General features: G+C 60.8%; 17 protein-coding genes. 14 read left to right on the top strand and 3 right to left on the bottom strand.

All coding sequences use genetic code 11. The features are described 5' to 3' along the window. Positions 1 to 5 precede the first annotated feature (5 nt). Genes NZ960_03975 through NZ960_03965 form a run of 3 tightly spaced genes read left to right on the top strand, consistent with a single transcriptional unit; the run spans position 6 to position 2,369 of the window. Complete coding sequence (locus tag NZ960_03975; protein MCS7176770.1) at positions 6 to 716, top strand: HAD hydrolase-like protein; 711 nt, start codon at positions 6 to 8, stop codon at positions 714 to 716. Further along, positions 682 to 1,371: a (d)CMP kinase gene (gene cmk / locus NZ960_03970; protein MCS7176769.1), complete on the top strand. Its 690-nt coding sequence runs from the start codon at positions 682 to 684 to the stop codon at positions 1,369 to 1,371. The genes NZ960_03975 and cmk overlap by 35 nt, the downstream gene beginning before the upstream one ends. Positions 1,372 to 1,412: 41 nt before the next feature. After that, positions 1,413 to 2,369, top strand: coding sequence for a 4-hydroxy-3-methylbut-2-enyl diphosphate reductase (locus NZ960_03965; GenBank protein ID MCS7176768.1), 957 nt, complete (start codon positions 1,413 to 1,415; stop codon positions 2,367 to 2,369). Here the strand turns inward: NZ960_03965 and NZ960_03960 are convergent. Continuing rightward, a complete protein-coding gene (locus NZ960_03960) occupies positions 2,299 to 3,198 on the bottom strand; it encodes a glycosyltransferase family 2 protein (protein ID MCS7176767.1) in 900 nt (299 codons plus the stop codon). The genes NZ960_03965 and NZ960_03960 overlap by 71 nt on opposite strands. 121 nt (positions 3,199 to 3,319) lie before the next feature. Here NZ960_03960 and NZ960_03955 point away from each other — a divergent pair, with 121 nt between their 5' ends. Genes NZ960_03955 through NZ960_03920 form a run of 8 tightly spaced genes read left to right on the top strand, consistent with a single transcriptional unit; the run spans position 3,320 to position 12,233 of the window. Then, a complete protein-coding gene (locus NZ960_03955; protein ID MCS7176766.1) occupies positions 3,320 to 4,189 on the top strand; it encodes an isoprenyl transferase in 870 nt (289 codons plus the stop codon). After that, on the top strand, positions 4,152 to 6,497 hold the full coding sequence (gene bamA / locus NZ960_03950; GenBank protein MCS7176765.1) for an outer membrane protein assembly factor BamA: 2,346 nt from the start codon (positions 4,152 to 4,154) through the stop codon (positions 6,495 to 6,497). Before NZ960_03955 ends, bamA begins: the two co-directional genes overlap by 38 nt. A gap of 17 nt (positions 6,498 to 6,514) precedes the next feature. After that, positions 6,515 to 7,063, top strand: coding sequence for an OmpH family outer membrane protein (locus NZ960_03945; protein ID MCS7176764.1), 549 nt, complete (start codon positions 6,515 to 6,517; stop codon positions 7,061 to 7,063). Further along, positions 7,063 to 7,794 (top strand): OmpH family outer membrane protein, encoded by a 732-nt coding sequence (locus NZ960_03940; GenBank protein MCS7176763.1) that lies wholly within the window; start codon positions 7,063 to 7,065, stop codon positions 7,792 to 7,794. The genes NZ960_03945 and NZ960_03940 overlap by 1 nt, the downstream gene beginning before the upstream one ends. Before the next feature lie 5 nt (positions 7,795 to 7,799). Next, positions 7,800 to 8,873 (top strand): UDP-3-O-(3-hydroxymyristoyl)glucosamine N-acyltransferase, encoded by a 1,074-nt coding sequence (gene lpxD, locus NZ960_03935; protein ID MCS7176762.1) that lies wholly within the window; start codon positions 7,800 to 7,802, stop codon positions 8,871 to 8,873. 2 nt (positions 8,874 to 8,875) lie between these two features. Continuing rightward, the gene (locus NZ960_03930; protein ID MCS7176761.1) at positions 8,876 to 10,276 is read left to right on the top strand and encodes a bifunctional UDP-3-O-[3-hydroxymyristoyl] N-acetylglucosamine deacetylase/3-hydroxyacyl-ACP dehydratase; all 1,401 of its coding nucleotides are present in this window, start codon (positions 8,876 to 8,878) and stop codon (positions 10,274 to 10,276) included. 6 nt (positions 10,277 to 10,282) lie between these two features. After that, complete coding sequence (gene lpxA, locus NZ960_03925; GenBank protein ID MCS7176760.1) at positions 10,283 to 11,059, top strand: acyl-ACP--UDP-N-acetylglucosamine O-acyltransferase; 777 nt, start codon at positions 10,283 to 10,285, stop codon at positions 11,057 to 11,059. A gap of 13 nt (positions 11,060 to 11,072) precedes the next feature. Continuing rightward, entirely contained in the window at positions 11,073 to 12,233 is a 1,161-nt protein-coding gene (locus NZ960_03920; protein MCS7176759.1) for a hypothetical protein, read from the top strand. On the opposite strand, the gene tsaD is transcribed toward NZ960_03920, so the two are convergent. Together tsaD and NZ960_03910 are read right to left on the bottom strand one after the other, a co-directional pair. Beyond that, positions 12,230 to 13,315, bottom strand: coding sequence for a tRNA (adenosine(37)-N6)-threonylcarbamoyltransferase complex transferase subunit TsaD (tsaD, locus tag NZ960_03915; GenBank protein MCS7176758.1), 1,086 nt, complete (start codon positions 13,313 to 13,315; stop codon positions 12,230 to 12,232). The two genes, NZ960_03920 and tsaD, sit on opposite strands and share 4 nt — an antisense overlap. Next, complete coding sequence (locus tag NZ960_03910; protein ID MCS7176757.1) at positions 13,315 to 14,577, bottom strand: competence/damage-inducible protein A; 1,263 nt, start codon at positions 14,575 to 14,577, stop codon at positions 13,315 to 13,317. The genes tsaD and NZ960_03910 overlap by 1 nt, the downstream gene beginning before the upstream one ends. A gap of 113 nt (positions 14,578 to 14,690) precedes the next feature. On the opposite strand from NZ960_03910, the gene NZ960_03905 reads away from it, so the two are divergent. From NZ960_03905 to NZ960_03895, 3 genes are all read left to right on the top strand, one after another. Continuing rightward, positions 14,691 to 14,975, top strand: coding sequence for a hypothetical protein (locus NZ960_03905; protein ID MCS7176756.1), 285 nt, complete (start codon positions 14,691 to 14,693; stop codon positions 14,973 to 14,975). A gap of 167 nt (positions 14,976 to 15,142) precedes the next feature. Continuing rightward, the gene (locus NZ960_03900) at positions 15,143 to 17,416 is read left to right on the top strand and encodes a TonB-dependent receptor (protein MCS7176755.1); all 2,274 of its coding nucleotides are present in this window, start codon (positions 15,143 to 15,145) and stop codon (positions 17,414 to 17,416) included. Positions 17,417 to 17,457: 41 nt separating this feature from the next. Next, positions 17,458 to 18,012, top strand: coding sequence for a hypothetical protein (locus NZ960_03895; protein MCS7176754.1), 555 nt, complete (start codon positions 17,458 to 17,460; stop codon positions 18,010 to 18,012). The last annotated feature ends 54 nt before the right edge of the window (positions 18,013 to 18,066 follow it).

The raw sequence follows: 18,066 nt of genomic DNA, 5'->3' as shown, positions 1-18,066 counted from the left end.
GCCCGATGTGGCTTGTGCTCTTCGACATTGACGGGACTTTACTGCGGGCGCGAGGAGAGCCTGTCCGTAGGGCACTGCAGGAGGCCTTACAGGTGACACTGAAGCATGCGGTGCCGATAGAGCTCTTGGGCGACCTTGCCGGCAAAACCGATACGCTCATCTTTGCCGAAGTTGCCCGTCAATTTGGGGCGGAAGAGCATGCAGTGCAACGCTCAATGACAGCATTCGTGCGGGTCTATGAGCAAGCCTATCGGCGCTATGTACATCCACGGGATATCCGGCCCTTACCTGGCGCGGAGGAAGTGCTAGCAAGCTTGGAAGCCCTTCCTGGGATAGCTTCGGGGCTTCTTACAGGCAATCTCCGCTCGGTTGCTCTCTGGAAGCTTCGTACCGTTGGGCTGAGCCGATACTTTCTCGTCGGAGCCTTTGGGTCGGATCACTGGGAGCGGACTCTGTTGGTACCGATTGCTTGGCAGCGGGCTCGGATGATGGGGTTACCGATCGAGCCTTCCAGGACTATTGTCGTGGGCGACTCTGTGCGGGATGTTGCGTGTGCCCGGGCTTGGGGGATCCCCTGTATCGCCGTTGCAACGGGTTCGACTAGCGCGGCATGCCTCCAGGCAGCGGGTGCACGGGTCGTCCTGCCGGAGCTTTCCGTAGAAGCCTTTTGGAGTGCCCTCCATGAGTTGTGCGCGCAAGTTGATCATCGCAATTGACGGACCTGCGGGGGCAGGCAAGAGCACCACTGCCCGCCGAGTGGCGGAGCTCCTGGGGTACAGTTACATCGATACCGGCGCAATGTACCGTGCGGTCACCCTCGCCGCTCTACGGTCTGGAATCCCCTTGACGGAAGAATCGCTCCAAAGCCTGCTCCCTCGAGTGCAGATTGAGCTTCGCCCATCGGAGCGAGGGCAGCGTACCTTGCTCAACGGGGAGGATGTCACAGAGCAGCTCCGCTTGCCAGAAGTCACGCGCTGGGTGAGTCTTGTGAGCTCTTTCCCATCCGTTCGGCGCTTCCTCGTAGGGCTCCAGCGCCGATTGGGGGAGGGCGGAGGGGTGGTCATGGACGGGCGCGATATTGGGACTGTGGTCTTCCCGAATGCGGACGTCAAGGTATACCTGACGGCTTCTCTGGACGTCCGGGCGCGCCGCCGTCTCCAAGAGCTTCAGGCACAGGGGATTGCAGCAACAGAGAGCGAGGTTGCTGAAGAGTTGGCTCGCCGCGATGCGCTGGACTCCCAGCGGCAGGATAGTCCCTTGATGCAGGCCGCCGATGCCGTCGTCATCGACACGAGCGAGTTGACGATTGAGGAGCAGACCGAGCGGGTCTTGGAGCTGGTCCGCCAGAAGCTGTGCAATAAGGCTGACTGAGGAAGCGTCCCTGCTTCCGTCTTGACTTGTCAGGGTTCGCGATGGAAGTCCGCATAGATCCCCATGCCGGCTTCTGCTGGGGCGTGGTTCGAACAATCCAGATTGCAGAGGAGGCGCTCCGAGAGGGCCAGCCTGTCTACGTCTTGGGGGAGGTCATCCACAATCCCCGAGAGGTGGAGCGTCTGGAGCGACTAGGCTTGCGAACGATTACCCATGACCGCCTCCCCGATGCCGCAGAGGAGGGTGCTCGCGTGCTCATCCGTGCCCACGGGGAGCCGCCGAGCGTATACCGCCGGGCGTGGGAGCTTGGGGTGGAGCTGATTGACGCAACATGCCCGATTGTGGCCAAACTGCAGGAGCGAGTCCGCAAATTCCATCTCCAGGGCTACCAGATCGTCATCTTCGGTAAGGCCGAGCACCCAGAGATGTTGGGTGTTCGCGGGGTATGTGAGGATGACTGCATCATCGTGCGGAGTGTGGAAGAAGCCCTAGAGCGCGTAGACTTTCGCCGCCCGACAGTGCTCTTCTCCCAGACCACGATGGACAAGAGGGCCTTTCGGGAGCTGGCCGATGCGCTTCGGCAGCGCATCCAAGAGCTTATCGTCGAGGATCCAGAGGAGGTCAGCGGGGAGTTCCACGTCAAGCATACCATCTGCGGGCAAGTCTCTGGACGTGAACAGCACTTGCGTGCCTTTGCTGCTTCCTGCGATGTGGTCATCTTCGTCGCTGGACGCAACTCCTCCAACGGACGAGTGCTCTACGAAGTCTGCCGCTCGGCCAATCCGCGGACGTACTTCATTGAGTCCACCGACGAGCTGCAACCCGAGTGGTTCCAAGGGGTGAATGTGGTAGGAATTACGGGTGCGACAAGTACTCCGCAGTGGTACATGCAGGCGGTAGCTGCCTATATCCGGCGGCGGTTTGCTGCTAACGGAGGAGGCGGAAGTTCCGGTACTCCCCAATCCGCCATCCCGTCAGCGCCTCAAGCCAGTCACTGAGCCGGACTCGAAGCGGAGCCTTTGCCAGCCGGCGAGGGTCGAAGAATTGCGTCCACTCCCGGTCTCGCTCGATCCGCTCGTGCATCACCGCCGGATGGGTTCCTGTAAAGCGTTGGACTCGGTAAGCAGAGCGGTAGTCGAATGCCTCTCCGTGAGGGAGATGCTGCTGGATCCACTCCTCGTCATGCCAGAGCTGATGGAAGGAGCGCAGCTTCTGGAGCATCACCTTCGGTGGCCGTACCCAACCGTAGTGGTAGACGTACACAGGTAGCTCTCGGGCCCGCAGGAGCTGCGTTCTGCCGTCGGGGAGGCGTTTCCGAAAGCCCTGGGCATCACCCCAGGAGATGACGTTACCGCTGTTCCGTACGATCCGGATTTCCCGTCGGTACCACTGGCGACCGGTGCCGATGTAGTCGTAGCTGCCGTAGAAGTGGTAGTAGCGCAAGACAAAGGCCTCTACGCGTTCGTCAGCGACTGCCTGTTCGAGGCTCTGCCAAATGAGCGGGTAATCCTGCTCGTGGAGCACTTCGTCGGCCTGTAGGTAGATGCACCACGTGCCACGGCAAGCATTGAGGGCAATCTGCGTCTGCTCAGCCAGGATACGCCAACCTGGCTCCGTAGGGTACCACGTCGTCTCGATGATGTGGAGCTTGGGATCACCAAGGCCGCGGATGGCTTCCAGAGTACCGTCGTCTGAGTCTCCAACGGCGACTACAACTTCGTCGCAGATCGGCAGTAACGAGCGGAGGGACTCCAGCACTGGGTAGCCGTACCGAAAGGCGTTCCGCACAAACGAGAAGCCGCTGATGAAGGGCGTAGCCTTCTCCATTCCCGAGGACAGTCCAGCTAAGTGCAAAGTTACACCCCCTACGCGTGGAGCGCCGAAGGGCTTTGCCGTAAGTTTGTGTTCTGGTGGGAAGCTGGAGTAGCTTTAGCGGTAGGCTTGTCGTATGGAAGGATGGGGGACTGAGCAACCACAATCAGAAGTGGAGCAACGCCTTCAGGAGCTGCTACGCAGTTCTGGGCGGCTACCACACCATGTTGCCATCATCATGGACGGCAACGGACGGTGGGCCCAAGAGCGTGGACTGCCGCGCGTAGAGGGGCATCGCCAGGGCATTCAGAGCGTGCGCGAGGTTGTGCAGGTTGCCGTGCAGCTCCAGATCCCGTATCTGACGCTCTACGCCTTCTCGATGGAGAACTGGCGGCGGCCTCGGTCGGAGATTCAAACGCTGATGCAGCTCCTGCACTACTACCTGGGACGGGAAGCTTCGGAGCTGCAGCGTTGGAACATCCGGCTCCGTGCTATCGGAAAGCTCAACGCCCTCCCGCGCCGAGTCCAAAAGGTGCTCTTCCGCGTTATGGAGGCAACGGCGCAGAACACCGGTCTGACGCTCACCTTAGCCCTCAGCTACAGTGGTCGATGGGATATCGTCCGTGCGGTCCAGATGATTGCCATCGACGCCCGCCGGGGGAAGCTCTCTCCAGAGGACATTACGGAGGAGCTGTTTGCGTCCTACTTGCTCACACGCGACCTTCCGGACCCTGACCTGGTCATCAGGACGAGCGGCGAGATGCGCCTGAGCAACTTCCTCCTGTGGGAGAGTGCGTATGCGGAGATTTACGTCAGCAACCTCTACTGGCCCGAGTTCCGGCGCTGCGACTTCTATCGGGCTCTGCTGGACTATACCCGGAGGGAGCGTCGTTTCGGCATGACGTCAAGCCAAATACCGCAGCATTGCCTTGCTGAAGATGTCTGGGCTGAGCTGGAGAGGCTCCTGCATGCGTTGGAGCGCGATCGTGTGGCTGTGCGGGCTTAGCCTCGTAGAGAACCCAACCCCGAGCATAGCTCAGACAGCCGGTTCGACTGTCCGGATCCTCTCCGTTCGCGTGGAGGGAACCCGCTTTGCGGACCCGCAGACAGTCGTCCTTCTCTCAGGGCTGCAACCTGGGGACGAGCTCCAGCCTGGTGGAGAGAAGATTCAGCGGGCACTGCGCAACCTAATGCAACGGGGGCAGTTTTCCCATGCTGAGGTCCTGGTGGAGCGGGTGACACCTGCAGGCGTTGCACTCCTCATCCGGGTGGAGGAGTTTCCGCGACTCAGTCAGATCGTGATCGAAGGCGAACGGCGGGTCTCCGAGCAACGGATTCGAGAGGCCCTCGGCCGTACGCCAGGGGATATTCTCTCGCTGGAAGCGCTTCGCCAAATCCGGGCGGCCATAGAGCAGCTCTACGCCAAGGAGAACGTCACCCTGCGGGTGGTAGAGCTGCTCCGCGAGCCAACCGATACTGCTGGCTATGCTCGGCTCCGTATCCGGATTACAGAGGGGCCGACCCCATACGTCGCTGCTGTTCGGTTTGGGGGGAACCAAGCGCTCTCTGCGGACGAGCTCTTGGGAGCCTTTGAGGAGACGAGGCCGAAGAAGTGGTGGCAGTTCTGGCGCTCCGATCGGTTTGACCCGAAGAAGTACCAGGAGGACAAGCAGCGGCTGTTGCAGCTATACCGTCGGCATGGTTTTCTGGACGCTGAGCTCCTCCGCGATAGCGTTGCTACTGACACCGCGACAGGAGCTACGACTATCACGGTGTGGGTGTCGGAAGGGCGCCGCTACCATCTCCGGAACGTCGTTATCGTGGGCAATACGGTCTTCCCAACTGAGCAGCTCCAGCAGCGTTTGGGTATCCGGCCGGGGGAGCTTTACGATGCTGAGCGGGTGGAGAAGAACTTGCGAGGGAACGAGGACCAGACCGATGTGGCTTCTCTGTACCTGGACAACGGGTACCTGAGCGTGGAGGTGCAGAAAGAAGAACGGCGCGTAGCTCCGGATTCTGTGGACCTTGTTGTGCGTATCTACGAGCGACAGCGTTACCGAATCCGCAGGGTAGATATCGTTGGCAACACGAAGACGAAGGACAAGGTCATCCGACGCGAGCTCTACACCTTCCCCGGAGACTACTTCAGCCGCTCTGCGATTATCCGGAGTATCCGGGCATTGGGAGTGCTGAACTACTTCAACCCGGAAGCGCTGCGTCCGGATGTTCGATTGGTGAGCGACTCTGAGGTGGACCTGCTGTACCGCGTAGAGGAGCGCTCTACGGATGTGCTCAATGCTTCTCTCGGTATCGCCCAGGGCATTGGGGTAACGGGCTCGATCGGAGTGGCGTTCAACAACTTCTCCGTCACAGAGCCGCTGCGAGGTGGGGCGGGACAGGTCCTGACCTTCAATTGGGAAGCGGCTGCCGTGGGGTATCAGCAGCAGTTCACGCTCGGCTTTACAGAGCCCTGGCTCTTCGACGAACCGACGACGGTCGGCTTCAACGGCTACGACACCTGGTACCGGCTGGACTACAACCTGCGGCAGACCGGTATAGCGCTCAATGTCGGGCGCCGCTTCCGGTTTCCCGACGACTACTTCCGTGGGGATTGGCAGCTCGTCGTCCAACGGAATCGCCAGTCGGGGAGTCAGGGATTGTATCGCCCAGGCACAACGACGGAGATTGCCCTTCGTCAGACCTTGACGCGGCTCAGCTTCAATAGCCTTATCTTCCCCTCCAGCGGCTCGCGTGTCAGCCTGACCACGAAATGGGCGATGGGAGCTGTCGGCATCGGGACGACGGATTACTTGAAGCTTGGCTTCTCTGCGGAGTTCGTGGCGCCTCTCTGGGGACCGATGCTTGCGGAGCGCCTGGTGCTGTACCTGGCTACTGAGATGGGCTACCTCAAGGGGCTGTGGTCGGATACCACCATCCCGGCTGTGGAGTTCTATCGCATGGGAGGGAGCGGACTTGGGGGGTTCAACGTTACCCCGCTACGTGGGTATCCAGACCAGAGCATTGGGCCAGTAGGCGGTGGTACCGTCATGGCCCGTCACACGGCAGAGTTACGCTTTGCGGCGACACTCAACCCAATGCCTATCTACTTCCTGGTCTTCGCTGAAGCCGGTAATGTCTGGGATAGCCTCCGTAGGGCGGACCCGTTTGCCTTGAAGCGTTCCGCAGGTGTTGGGGTCCGGATTCTACTCCTACCGCTGGGGCTGCTCGGGTTTGACTACGGCTATGGGTTCGACCCGGCACGTCCGGGGCAGCAGCGAGCTGGTTGGAACTTCCACTTCCAGTTGGGTCGGTAACACGACAGGAGGAGCGCATGTGGTTCTGGGTGATTGGGGGATGTTGTCTTGTGACGATGGCAGCTATTGCACAGCAGTCTCGGACGTCGCAGTCATCGTCGGCTGCGAGCCCACGGGTAGCGGTTGTGGATTTGGAGACGATCGTGCGCCAACTACCCGAGGCTGCGCAGATCGATCGCCAGCTGATGGAGACTGGCCAGCGCTTCCGCGATACACTCACGCAGCTACGTACAGAGCTGGAGCGTCGGCTGGAGGAGTATCGTAAGCGTGAGGCCATTCTGACAGCGGAGGCGAAGTCGAAGGAAGAGGAACAGCTCCGGCAGCTCCAAGAGCGCTATCTGCAGTACCAGGAGGAGAAGTTCGGTGTCACCGGGGAGCTGGCTCAGTTGCGCGAACAACTCCTCCAGCCACTGCGGACGCGTGTCCAGGAAGCCATTCGCCAGGTTGCACGAGAGGAAGGCTTCCAGCTCATCATTGACCGGTCTAGCCCGACGGTCCTCTTCGCCGAAGACCGCATAGACCTGACGTATCGCGTGTTAGACCGCCTGAAGCGGGGACAGCAGTGATGTGGAAGGCGTGGTTGTGGGTGCTGTTGTGCGCCGGTTCACCGCTCTGGGCACAGTTGAAGCAGATTGAGCAACTCCTGACCGGTCCAGGGACAGCCCGAGTTGGCTTCATTAACTCGGAGGAAATTCGCAAGCGCTATCCCGAGGCACAGCAGGCTGAGCAGCGACTGCGGTCTGTGGCGGATGACTGGCAGCGGACGTTAGAGGAGATGGCCCGCCAGATTGGCCAGTTGGAGGAAGAGATTCGGAAGCATCGTCTGCTTTGGACGGAAGAGGAGCGCCGGCAGAAGGAGGCAGAACTGGAGCGGCTCCGCCGACAGCGGGAGGAGTTCTTCCGCCGTTGCTTTGCCCCTGGAGGCCGGTACGACTCGGCTGCCGCTGCAATCTATCAGCCAGTGGAGGCGAAAATCTTTGCTGCAGTCCAAGAGGTTGCGGTGGCGGAGGGGTACGACTTCGTATGGGACAAGAGCCGGCAGCCGCTGGTCTTCGCTCACCCGAAGTTTGATCTCACCGTGAAGGTGCTCAAGCGCTTAGGGGTCGATACCAAGGACTTGGAGGCGCAGCAACAACAGCATGTTGAGCAGTTGGAGCGACAGCGTGAGGGGAGTGCGTCCAAGGAGGAGCGACGACGTGCTCCCAGACGACGCCCAGCGCCGAGTGAGCAAGCCCCTCCGCAACCTGGGGACCAGCTCCCCGAACCCCCTGACCAGGACCGTCCGATACCCCGCTAAGCGTAATGGCACAGCGCGGCTATACAGCGGCTGAGATTGCTCGCTATCTCGGTGGGACAGTCGAAGGTGACGCAGAAGTTCAGGTCTACGGCCTCAATCGGATTGAGGAGGCCCGTGCGGGTGAACTGAGCTTCGTCCAGAATGCACGTTACGCTCGGCTACTCCCCGAAACACAGGCCAGTTGTGTGTTGGTACCTTCTGCACTGAAAGCTACGCCTCGCCCGGGGCAGGCTTTCATTCGGGTGGAGAATCCCTATAGGGCCTTCGTCACCCTCATGACACTCCTACACCCAGAGCCGGAGCCGCCTTGGGGGTTCCGGCATCCAACAGCCTTGGTAGATGCAACGGCTACGGTTGCCCCGACGGCTGTTCTGGGGGCCTACTGCGTCGTTGGACCAGGCTGTGTTGTGGAGGAGCGGGTCATTCTCCATCCTTTCGTTGTCCTCTACGGCGACGTCGTAGTAGGTGCAGAGTCTGTGCTCCATGCGGGGGTTGTGTGCTATCCGCGGACGAGGATTGGCAAGCGTTGTCTCATCCACGCCGGAGTCGTCTTAGGAGCCGATGGCTTCGGGTTCTGGGAGAACCAGGATGGACGCTTGGAGAAGATTCCCCACGTCGGCAACGTGGTCCTTGGGGACGACGTTGAACTCGGGGCGAATACCGCCGTTGACCGTTCCCTCGCTGGTAGCACGCGGATTGAGAGGGGCACGAAGATTGACAATCTCGTGCATGTTGCCCACAACGTTAGGATTGGGGAGAATACTGCAATCGCGGCGCAAGCCGGCATCTCTGGGAGTACTCGGCTGGGCAAGCGTAACCGAATTGGTGGGCAGGTAGGCATCGTGGGGCATGTGCAGCTTGGGGACGATGTTATCGTTGAAGCGCAGTCGGGAGTCTCTAAGTCCTTGCCGAGGCCGGGGCGTTACTTCGGTAGCCCGGCACAGGAACATTACGCAGCCCTACGACAGCAAGCAGCCCTTCGGCAACTGCCAGAGGTCTTGCGGGAGCTGCAGTACTTACGGCAGCGCTTGGAGGAGCTGATGGCGCTCTGCGAGTCGTTGAACCAGCAGCGCAAGTAGGCATGGTAGAGTACCAGAGGACCGTACGCGAGCCTGTTTCTGTCTCTGGCGTGGGTCTGCATACGGGAGCTCCCTGCACGATTACCTTCCATCCGGCACAGGAGAACTACGGCTACCGCTTCGTGCGCGCCGATGTCCCAAATGCTCCAGAGATCCCGGCGCTAGTGGACTACGTCGTGGATGCTACGCGCTGGACAACGCTGGGGAGTGGGGATGTCCGTGTGCATACGGTTGAGCATGTGTTGGCAGCACTGGCTGGCCTTCGGATTGACAATTGCCGAATAGAGCTGGACGCTAGCGAACCTCCAGTAGGTGATGGGAGCTCGCTCCCCTTCGTCGAAGCACTCCTCAAGGCGGGAATTATGGAGCAGCGGGTCCCGCGTGACTACCTCATCGTCGATCACCCTATCCGCTACACAGACGAGGCCCGCGGGACAGACATGGTTGCGCTGCCAAACGATGATTTCCGCATCACGGTGATGATAGACTATCCCACTCCAGCGCTAGGGAGCCAGCATACAGGGCTCTTCAGCCTGGAGAAAGAGTTCGTCACAGAGTTTGCTCCTGCCCGTACTTTTTGCCTCCTGTCGGAAGTAGAGTCCCTGCTAGAGCAGGGGCTCATCCGAGGAGGTAGTCTGGACAACGCTATCGTCATTGTAGATCGAGCCATAAGTCCAGAGGAGCTCCGAGCATTGGCTCAGCGGTTGGGGATAGAGGGCGAGCTGCGGCTCGGCAGTAACGGTATCCTCAACGATACGCCGTTGCGGTACAAGAATGAGCCAGCCCGCCACAAGCTGCTGGATCTCTTGGGCGACTTGGCGTTGGTTGGAGTGCCTCTGCGGGCCCACATCTTAGCAGCCCGGCCAGGGCATACCACGAATGTAGAGTTCGCTCGCCGTATCCGGCGGCTGTATGAGCAGAAGCAGTTGGTGCGCCGCTACCAGGTGCGACCTTCTGAGGGGGCTGTCTTCGACATAGAGGCAATCCTGCGCATCATGCCACATCGGTATCCGTTCTTGCTGGTTGACCGCATCGTAGAGTACGACCTAGAGAACAACCGCATCCTCGGCTACAAGAACGTAACCTTCAACGAACCCTTCTTCCAGGGACACTTCCCAGGGCGGCCGGTGATGCCCGGCGTGCTCATCGTTGAGGCGATGGCGCAAACAGGATGCCTGTTGTTGCTGAAGGATTTGGCATTGGACCCTGAACGGGTCTTGGTCTTCTTCACGGGAATCGACAAAGCACGCTTCCGCCGTCCGGTAGTTCCTGGGGACCAGCTCTTCATGGAGGTCCGCCTCCTCCATCGCCGCTTCAAAACCGTGCTGCTGGAGGGAAAGGCGTTTGTCAATGGGCAGTTGGCGGCACAGGCGGAGCTCCAAGCGGCGATCGTGGAGCGTTGAGGGACCATGGTGAAGGTCCACCCCACAGCCATTGTCTCTCCCCGGGCCCGCATCGCTGATGGAGTCTCTATCGGTCCCTACACCGTGATTGAAGACGACGTAGAGATCGGCCCCGGCTGCGAGATCGGCTCTCACGTCGTGATCGCCAATGGTAGCCGCATTGGGCGCGAATGCCGAATCTTTGCGGGGGCTGTCATCGGTAATCCTCCGCAGGACCTCAAGTACCAGGGGGAGGAGACCATTGTGGTCATCGGTGATCGGACGACCATTCGCGAGTTCGTCACGATCAATCGTGGGACCCGTGCTACGGGGAAAGTAGTCATCGGCAGCAATTGTCTTATCATGGCCTACTCCCACATCGCCCACGACTGTGTCATCGGAGACCACGCAATCCTCTCTAACGTCACCCAACTGGCCGGACATGTCACCATCGGGGAGTGGGCCGTGCTGGGTGGGGTGGTCAAGGTTCACCAGTTCTGCTCCATCGGCAAGCACGCGATGGTCGGGGCTGATGCGAAGATTGTCAAGGACGTCCCGCCGTATGCCCTCATCGGGCGGGAGCCTCCTAGGGTGGAGGGGGTTAACCGCGTGGGACTGCAGCGCCGTGGATTTCCAGCAGAGACGATCCGAGCGCTTGAGGAGTTCTACCGCATCGTCTTCTTCTCCGGGCTCAACATGAGCGAGGGGATTGCGCGTTACTTGAGCGAACATCCCACAGTCCTGCCAGAAGTGCAGGAGTGCATTGACTTCATCCGATCATCACAACGAGGTGTGTACCGCTGAGGTGGTGTTTGCCATGGACCTGTTTGGACCGCGCGAGCTGACGGAGCTTGTCCTCCCCGGGGAACCGCAGCCACCGTGTCTGTCACTGTACATCCCAACGGAGCGGGTGACCTCGGAGGCGCATCAGAACCCGGTGCGGTTCCGGAATGCTTTGCGACGCGCCCGTGAGGAGTTGATGGCCTGGGGTGCTGCGCCGTCGCAGGTACACCACATCTTGAGTCCGCTGGAAGAGCTAGCGGAGCGGGAGGTGTACTGGCTCTACCAGAGCGATGGGTTGGCGGTCTTCGCCGCTGCGGATTTCGTACGGACCTATAGGCTGCCGCTGCGTTTTCGAGAGGAGGTCTTCGTTGGCTCTCACTTCGTTGTGTCGCCACTGATACCCCTTTTCGTAGGGGATGGGCAATTCCTGGTGCTAGCACTGGAGAAGTACCGTGTCCGCCTGTATGCTGGTGGGCCGGCAGGCTTGTCAGAAGCGGAGCGCGAGCGGCTGCCACTGGACCTCTGGAAGGCACTGCAGGTGGATACGCCTGAGCCTGTGGTGCAGTATCGTACTGGGCTACGCTTGGGAGGTGGCCAAGCAGTGATGGTTACGCATGGGCATGGATACGGCAAGGAGGACATCAAGCGGCTGACCACGGAGTACTACCGCATGGTGGATCGTGCTCTGACGCCGCTTGGGAATGAGCACCGTCTCCCGCTAATCCTTGTGGGGGTTGAGTACGAGGTGGTCCTGTATAGGGAGATTAGCCACTACCCCGTGCTACTGCCGGAAGCAATCTACGGGAATCCCGAGCACTACAGCTTGAGCGAGCTCCACACGCGAGCACGCGAGATTGTCCAGCGCTGGAGCGATGCGAGGCGACGACAATGGCTGGAGCGGTTCTGGAATCTACGGGGGAATAGCCCAAAAGCAGCTGAGGAGCTAACGACGGTCTTCTTCGCAGCACTCCATGGACGTGTTGAGGTGCTTTTCCTCCGACCTGATGTAGAGCTGTGGGGGATCGTGGACCATAGTGCACAGGCTTTGCATCTGACGGAACTGAGGACATCAGGGGCTGTTCACGTGCTCAACGAAGCCGTGATTCATACCGTTGCCACACAGGGCCAAGTCTTTGCCGCAACTCCTGAAGAGCTGCCAGAAGGCGCTCCTATGGCAGCGCTCCTGCGGTACTAATGCGGCAGAGCCGATACTGTCGGCAGCTCAGAAGGGCGTGAGGGAGAGCCTCTACCCACTGCAGATCGTAGCGGTGTTGGAGAGGCTGTCCACGTCAGTCGGTGAAAGGCCGTAGCCCCAATCGTTCGTAGCTTCTCGTGAGCGACCACTCCAATCATCGCAGCATTGTCCAAGCAGTAGCTGATCCGTGGCAGCACGACACGGATCCCGAAACGTGCCGCGGCTTCCTGCATGTGGCGCCGAAGGGCTGAGTTGGCCGAGACTCCGCCGGCAACTACGATAGTCGGTGCACGGTAGAGCCGCGCCGCCCGAATAGTCTTGTGGACCAGTACCTCTACAATCGCTGCTTGGACAGAGGCGCAGATGTCCGGTAGGACCTCTTCTGGAGGCCCGTGTGGGAAGTGCCTCTGGAGTAGGCCACGGACGGCAGTTTTGAGGCCGCTGAAGCTGAAGTCGAATGTAGAGTCCTGAAGGAGTGCGCGGGGAAAGGCGAAAGCGGTGGGATTGCCTTTAGCAGCCAATCGGTCGATTGCGGGTCCTCCGGGGTACCCAAGCCCTAAGAGGGAAGCGATTTTGTCAAAGGCTTCGCCAGCGGCATCGTCCCGTGTTGAGCCCAAGAGGCGCACCTGCTCGAAGGACTCTACCCAGAAGAGGGCCGTGTGTCCACCGCTGACGACTAATGCTAAGAACGGAAAGCCCAGCTCTGGCTCCTCCAGCAGGCCGGAGAAGATGTGTCCCTCAAGGTGGTTAACCGGTATCACCGGAAGCCGGTAGCGCAAGGCGAGTCCCTTGGCGAAGTTCACTCCAACGAGGAGTGAACCGATGAGTCCGGGTTGTGCCGTTACAGCGATTGCGTCTACGTCATCCATGCTGCAGCCGGCCTCGGCCAATGCTTGGCGGACAACCGGAACGATGAGCTGGAGATGGGCTCGTGAGGCCAGCTCGGGTACCACGCCTCCGTATGGACGGTGGACGCTTTGAGAGTGGAGGACGTTGCTGAGCACAGCTCGCCCACGGACGAGCGCTGCAGCGGTCTCGTCGCATGACGTTTCAATTGCCAGCACAGTTAGCAGCCGTTCCATCACTCCTCCGGAAGGCCCTTCAGATGGCAGTAGAGCCAAGTCAGAGCTGCAGCTACGGAGCGCTGACGGTTGGCTGCTCGATCAGTACCGAAGACGAAGCGGCGCGCAGAGACGCGCTCTGGGGTTGCCAGGCCAATCCAGACGGTGCCGACCGGTTTCTGAGGGGTTCCGCCGCCAGGGCCTGCGATGCCGGTGATACCAACGCCGTACGTAGCCCCGAAGGCTCGGCGGACGTTCTCGGCTAAGAGCTCGGCTACCTCTTGGCTAACAGCCCCTACACTCTGCAGTAGCTCCGGTGGCACTTGCAGGAAGGAGGTCTTCGCTGCATTGCTGTAGACGATGTGCCCGCCGAGGAAGTAGTCGGAACTGCCAGGGATGTCTGTGATGGCGGCTCCTAAGAGTCCGCCAGTGCATGATTCTGCAACAGCCAATGTCTCGCCCCGTCGGCGAAGCTCTTCGCCGACGACACGGCTCAAGTGGACATCCCCCTCTCCGAGCAGATAAGGCTGAATGCGCTCTTGGAGGCACCGGCGGGCTTGCTCCAAGCGCTGCTCAGCTATCTCAGGCGAATCAGCATACACATCCAACCGCAGACGCACGCCCCAGAAGGAGGGAAGGAAGGCCAGCGTGACTCCTTCGGGCAAAAGCTCCTCTGGCGGACCGATGAAGTCGGCTAAGCGTGCTTCGGCAATTCCAGCAGTGACAAGGGTAATGGAGCGGAAAGTCGGTCCGCCAAGCTGCTGGCGTAGGCGACGTAGGTGATCTATAGCTGCTGTCTGCACGATGGCCTGCATCTCTGCTGGCACGCCTGGGAGAGCTAGCAGGGCTTTACCGTTTCGCTCACTCCAGATCCCGGGAGCCTGTCCGACAGGGTTTGGGAGAGGGAGTGCCGAAGGTGGCAACAGCGCCTGCCGGAGTACTCGCTCCGGCAGCAGCTGCTCACGTTGGTGGGCCTTCTCTGCTAGCCACTCCCGAACGGTGGGGTGTTCCTGGAGCTCTTCGCCGAGGAATTGGGCGATCGCTTCGACGGTGACGTCATCGTGGGTGGGACCCAAGCCGCCAGTAGTGACGATGAGTTCTACACGCTCCCACAGTCTTCGGAGCTCTTGGACGATCTCCGGGACAGAGTCACCGACGACGCTCTGGTAGAGGACTCGGAATCCAAGCTCTGAGCACCGCTGAGCGAGCCATGCAGCGTTCGTGTTCGTTACCTGCCCTAGCAGGAGTTCGTTGCCGATTCCTACAATAGCAGCCGACGCCATGGGGACCGCTGATGCTGAGCTGTGCATGCGTATGGACGAGCTGCCCGTGGAACGCCGTGCACTGGAATAGTAGTGCGATTCGTCCCCACACTACGACTTGTCGAAGCGGATGGATGCGGTTTCGGGGACCCTTAGTAGTGGCGGTGGGGGTATGTCTGCTGGGGACTGTAGCCCTGCAGGGTCCTCACGTCCACTCTCCAGCGGACGGGCAGTCTCCGGAGGTACAGCAGAGCTGCTGGCTCTGCTGGCTACCGCCACTGGTACTACCCGATCTGCCGGAGGCCGGGCGGCTATTCCCCCAAGATGTAGTGGCTGTCGAGCAAGTCTGGGAGCAGAGGCAGGCCCCTTACTGCGTCTCTACCGCACCCCTCTGCTGCCGAGCACCACCACGGAGCTGAAGCGCACTCCAAGCTCGTTAGGCAGCCTTTCCTCTACGTGTCCTAACTCTACTGCTTGCGCCCTCTCTCCCCACTGCCTCATTGTGCTGGGTGGCCTTGGCCGCTACTGAAGTGAGCAGTGGCCAACAGCGTATTCGGTCGTGCAGAGCCTGTCTAGTTGCAGAGCTATGCGAATCCCGATTCTATGGCTGGCATGCAGTGCCATCGCGCTCTCCCTCCAGCGCGTTGAAGTCCTCGTCCGCGACAGTGCTGGTGTGCCCGTACCTGGGGCAAGGATGGTCGTAGAGCCCCTACACCACGCTGCGGTGGCGGATGCCCAAGGGCGAGCTGTTGTGTCGAATCTGCCTGCGGGAAGGTACTGGCTCCGTGTCCACGCGGTGGGCTTCGTGCCTGCGGAGATACCATTCACGCTGCATCGAGATACCGTTCTGACTGTTGTTCTGGCGCAGAGGGTCGTTCCTTTGCTGGGTGTTGCCGTTGAGGCCCAACGTCCTGAGCTGCCGGAGGCGGGTGCCAGTCCGCTGCTGGTGCTGACGCCACGCGAGCTAGACCGCCACCGTGGCCAGAGTCTGGGGGAGGTACTTCGAGAGCTTCCGGGTATGGGTGTGATTACGACAGGGCCCGGGATTGCCAAGCCCAGCCTTCGGGGACTGACCGGGGAGCGCTTGTTAGTGCTCAATGACAAGCTCCCACTCTACAGCCAGGCATGGGGGATGGAACATGCTCCAGAGCTGGATCCGCTGATGGTGGAGTCCGTGGAAGTCGTGCGGGGTACAGCAGCTGTGCGGTATGGGACAGAAGCGTTGGCGGGAGTAGTGCGATTGGTACCAGCGCTGCCGGGTTCGCGTCCTGGAATCCACGGGCAGGTACGGTTAGAGGGCTTCTCCGCCAACCGCCAAGGTGCAGTCTCAGCGCGTGTGGACGCAGTACAGGGCCCGTGGGCAGGGCAGGTGCTGCTGAGCGCTCGACGGGCCGCAGACGTGATGACTCCGCAGTATGGGCTAGCCAACACGGCCTACGAGCAGTACATGGGGACGGCACTCCTGCAGTCCCTCTTCGGTCACACGATGCTGCGGGGCCGGCTTCAGCTCTACCGCGGGCGGCTGGGGGTCTTTGCTGGGATGCACTTAGGCAATCTGACCGATCTGGAACGTGCCCTTCGGTCGCCACGTCCGCTGGTCCAGCGTCCCGTAGGCTATGAGATTCGGCCGCCGTATCAGGATGTCTGGCACGTCGTCTCGGAGTTGGAGTTGCAGAGAGCCTTGGGTGAGGGGCAAGCAAGCCTCATCTTAGGCTGGCAGCAGAATCGACGTCGAGAGTACGACGCACACCGATTCTGGAGCGATTCCCTCCGGGCAGTGCTCGGTGGGCGGGCTGCGTACGATGTGACGTTGACGAGCTGGAGCCTTCGGGCAGAGGTAGAACAGCCCATCTTCGGCGGGCGCTTCCATGCCGTTGCTGACGCCCGTCGTCAGGGGAGTGTCTCCGAGGGGTTGGAGCGCTTCGTGCCGAACTTCCGCAGCTACGCCTTCGGGAGCGGACTGTGGCAGCAGTGGTTCTGGCAACGGTGGCAAGCCTCGGTTGGACTCCGAGGGGATTGGCTGGGGTTGGCTGTCTGGCGCTCAGTAGCGGGGGTATGGACGCGCAGTCAGAGGCGTTGGGTGAGCGCTGCTGTGGCTGCCCTGGTGGGGTACGTGGAGCGGCCGTGGGAGCTTCGAGCTAGCGTCGCTTCTGGCTGGCGCGCACCAACAGCAGTGGAGCTCTTCGCCAACGGTGTCCACCACGGTGCTGCCATCTTCGAAGTGGGCGACTCCACCCTCGCCGCAGAGCGAGTATGGACAGCAGAGCTCTCGGCAAGCTACCACACGGCGCCATGGCACCTGGAGGCCAGCGCCTTTGCCCACTACTTCCCCCGCTTCCTTGCCCATCTACCCACGGGACAGCCGGTGCTGACTATTCGGGGAGCATTCCCTGTGTTTCGGTACCAAGGGGTACCCGCTCTCCTTACAGGGATGGAGCTCCGCAGTGAGGGCGAGCTCCTTGAATGGCTCCGAGCGGAACTCACTGCTACCATGCTCTGGGGGCGTGAGCTCGGTCAACGTCAGCCACTTTACGGCATCCCGCCGCCGCGACTTCGGCTGCGGATGCATGCTCACCTGCCCTCTTTTGGGCCCTTCCAGCTCCCCTATGTAGAGCTTACCATGACGGCAGTCGGCAAGAGGTCACAGGCACCTCTGGATTATGCTCCGCCGCCGGCCGGGTACACTGTATGGGATGCTGCCCTTGGGGCAGAGCTCCCGCTCGGCTACGGTTCCATCGGGATTGCTGTGGAGGTGCGGAACCTCTTCAATCGGGCTTACCGCGACTACAACAGCCGGCTTCGGTACTTTGCCGATGAGCCGGGACGTGATCTCATTGCGCGGTTGCGGTGGGAATGGTAGCCATGTTCCACAAGCTCGGGTGTAGTCCAATGCGTTGCCGGATGTATCTGCGTGGTCTCGTCCTAACCTTTGCCGTGCTCCTGCTGGTCGGATGCGAGAAGGACCCAGCACACCCTCATGAAGACCATCCCCAGGAGCTCATCACGACGGTGCTGGTGCATGTATGGAATGAGCCGGATTCAACCAACGTCCACACGTTCGCCTTCCGCGATGTAGATGGCCCTGGTGGGAATTCGCCGCAGGTGGATACCATCCACTTCCGGGGGCACGACACCCTGTGGCGCTTGCGGCTGGAGTTCCTCAACGAGGCGGTCAGCCCGCCGGATACGATCACGGAGGAGATTCGCCGTGAGGCTACGGCGCATCAGGTTTTCTACGACGTCCAGCCGCAGGACTTGTTCACGGTTGAGCGGTTAGACAGGGATGCCAATGGGCTACCGCTGGGATTGGAAGCTCGGGTGCGGCTGCACAGCCATCACGAAGCCCGAGGTAGCCTACGGATTCGGCTCTTCCACTACGAAGGGCAAAAGACGGCGCAGCCAAGCGGGGAGACGGACGTGGATGTGACCTTCCCTGTCCACATCCTGCCGGACTGAAGGCCCAGCCTCTCACGTCCCTATTCCCGTACAGAGCACGGCTGAGGGAAAGGG

The organism is Candidatus Kapaibacterium sp., assembly GCA_025059875.1.
Taxonomy (GTDB): domain Bacteria; phylum Bacteroidota; class Ignavibacteria; order Kapaibacteriales; family HRBIN21; genus HRBIN21.
The sequence above is the reverse complement of the archived record's forward strand: the minus strand, read 5'-3'. Positions and strand labels throughout refer to the sequence as shown.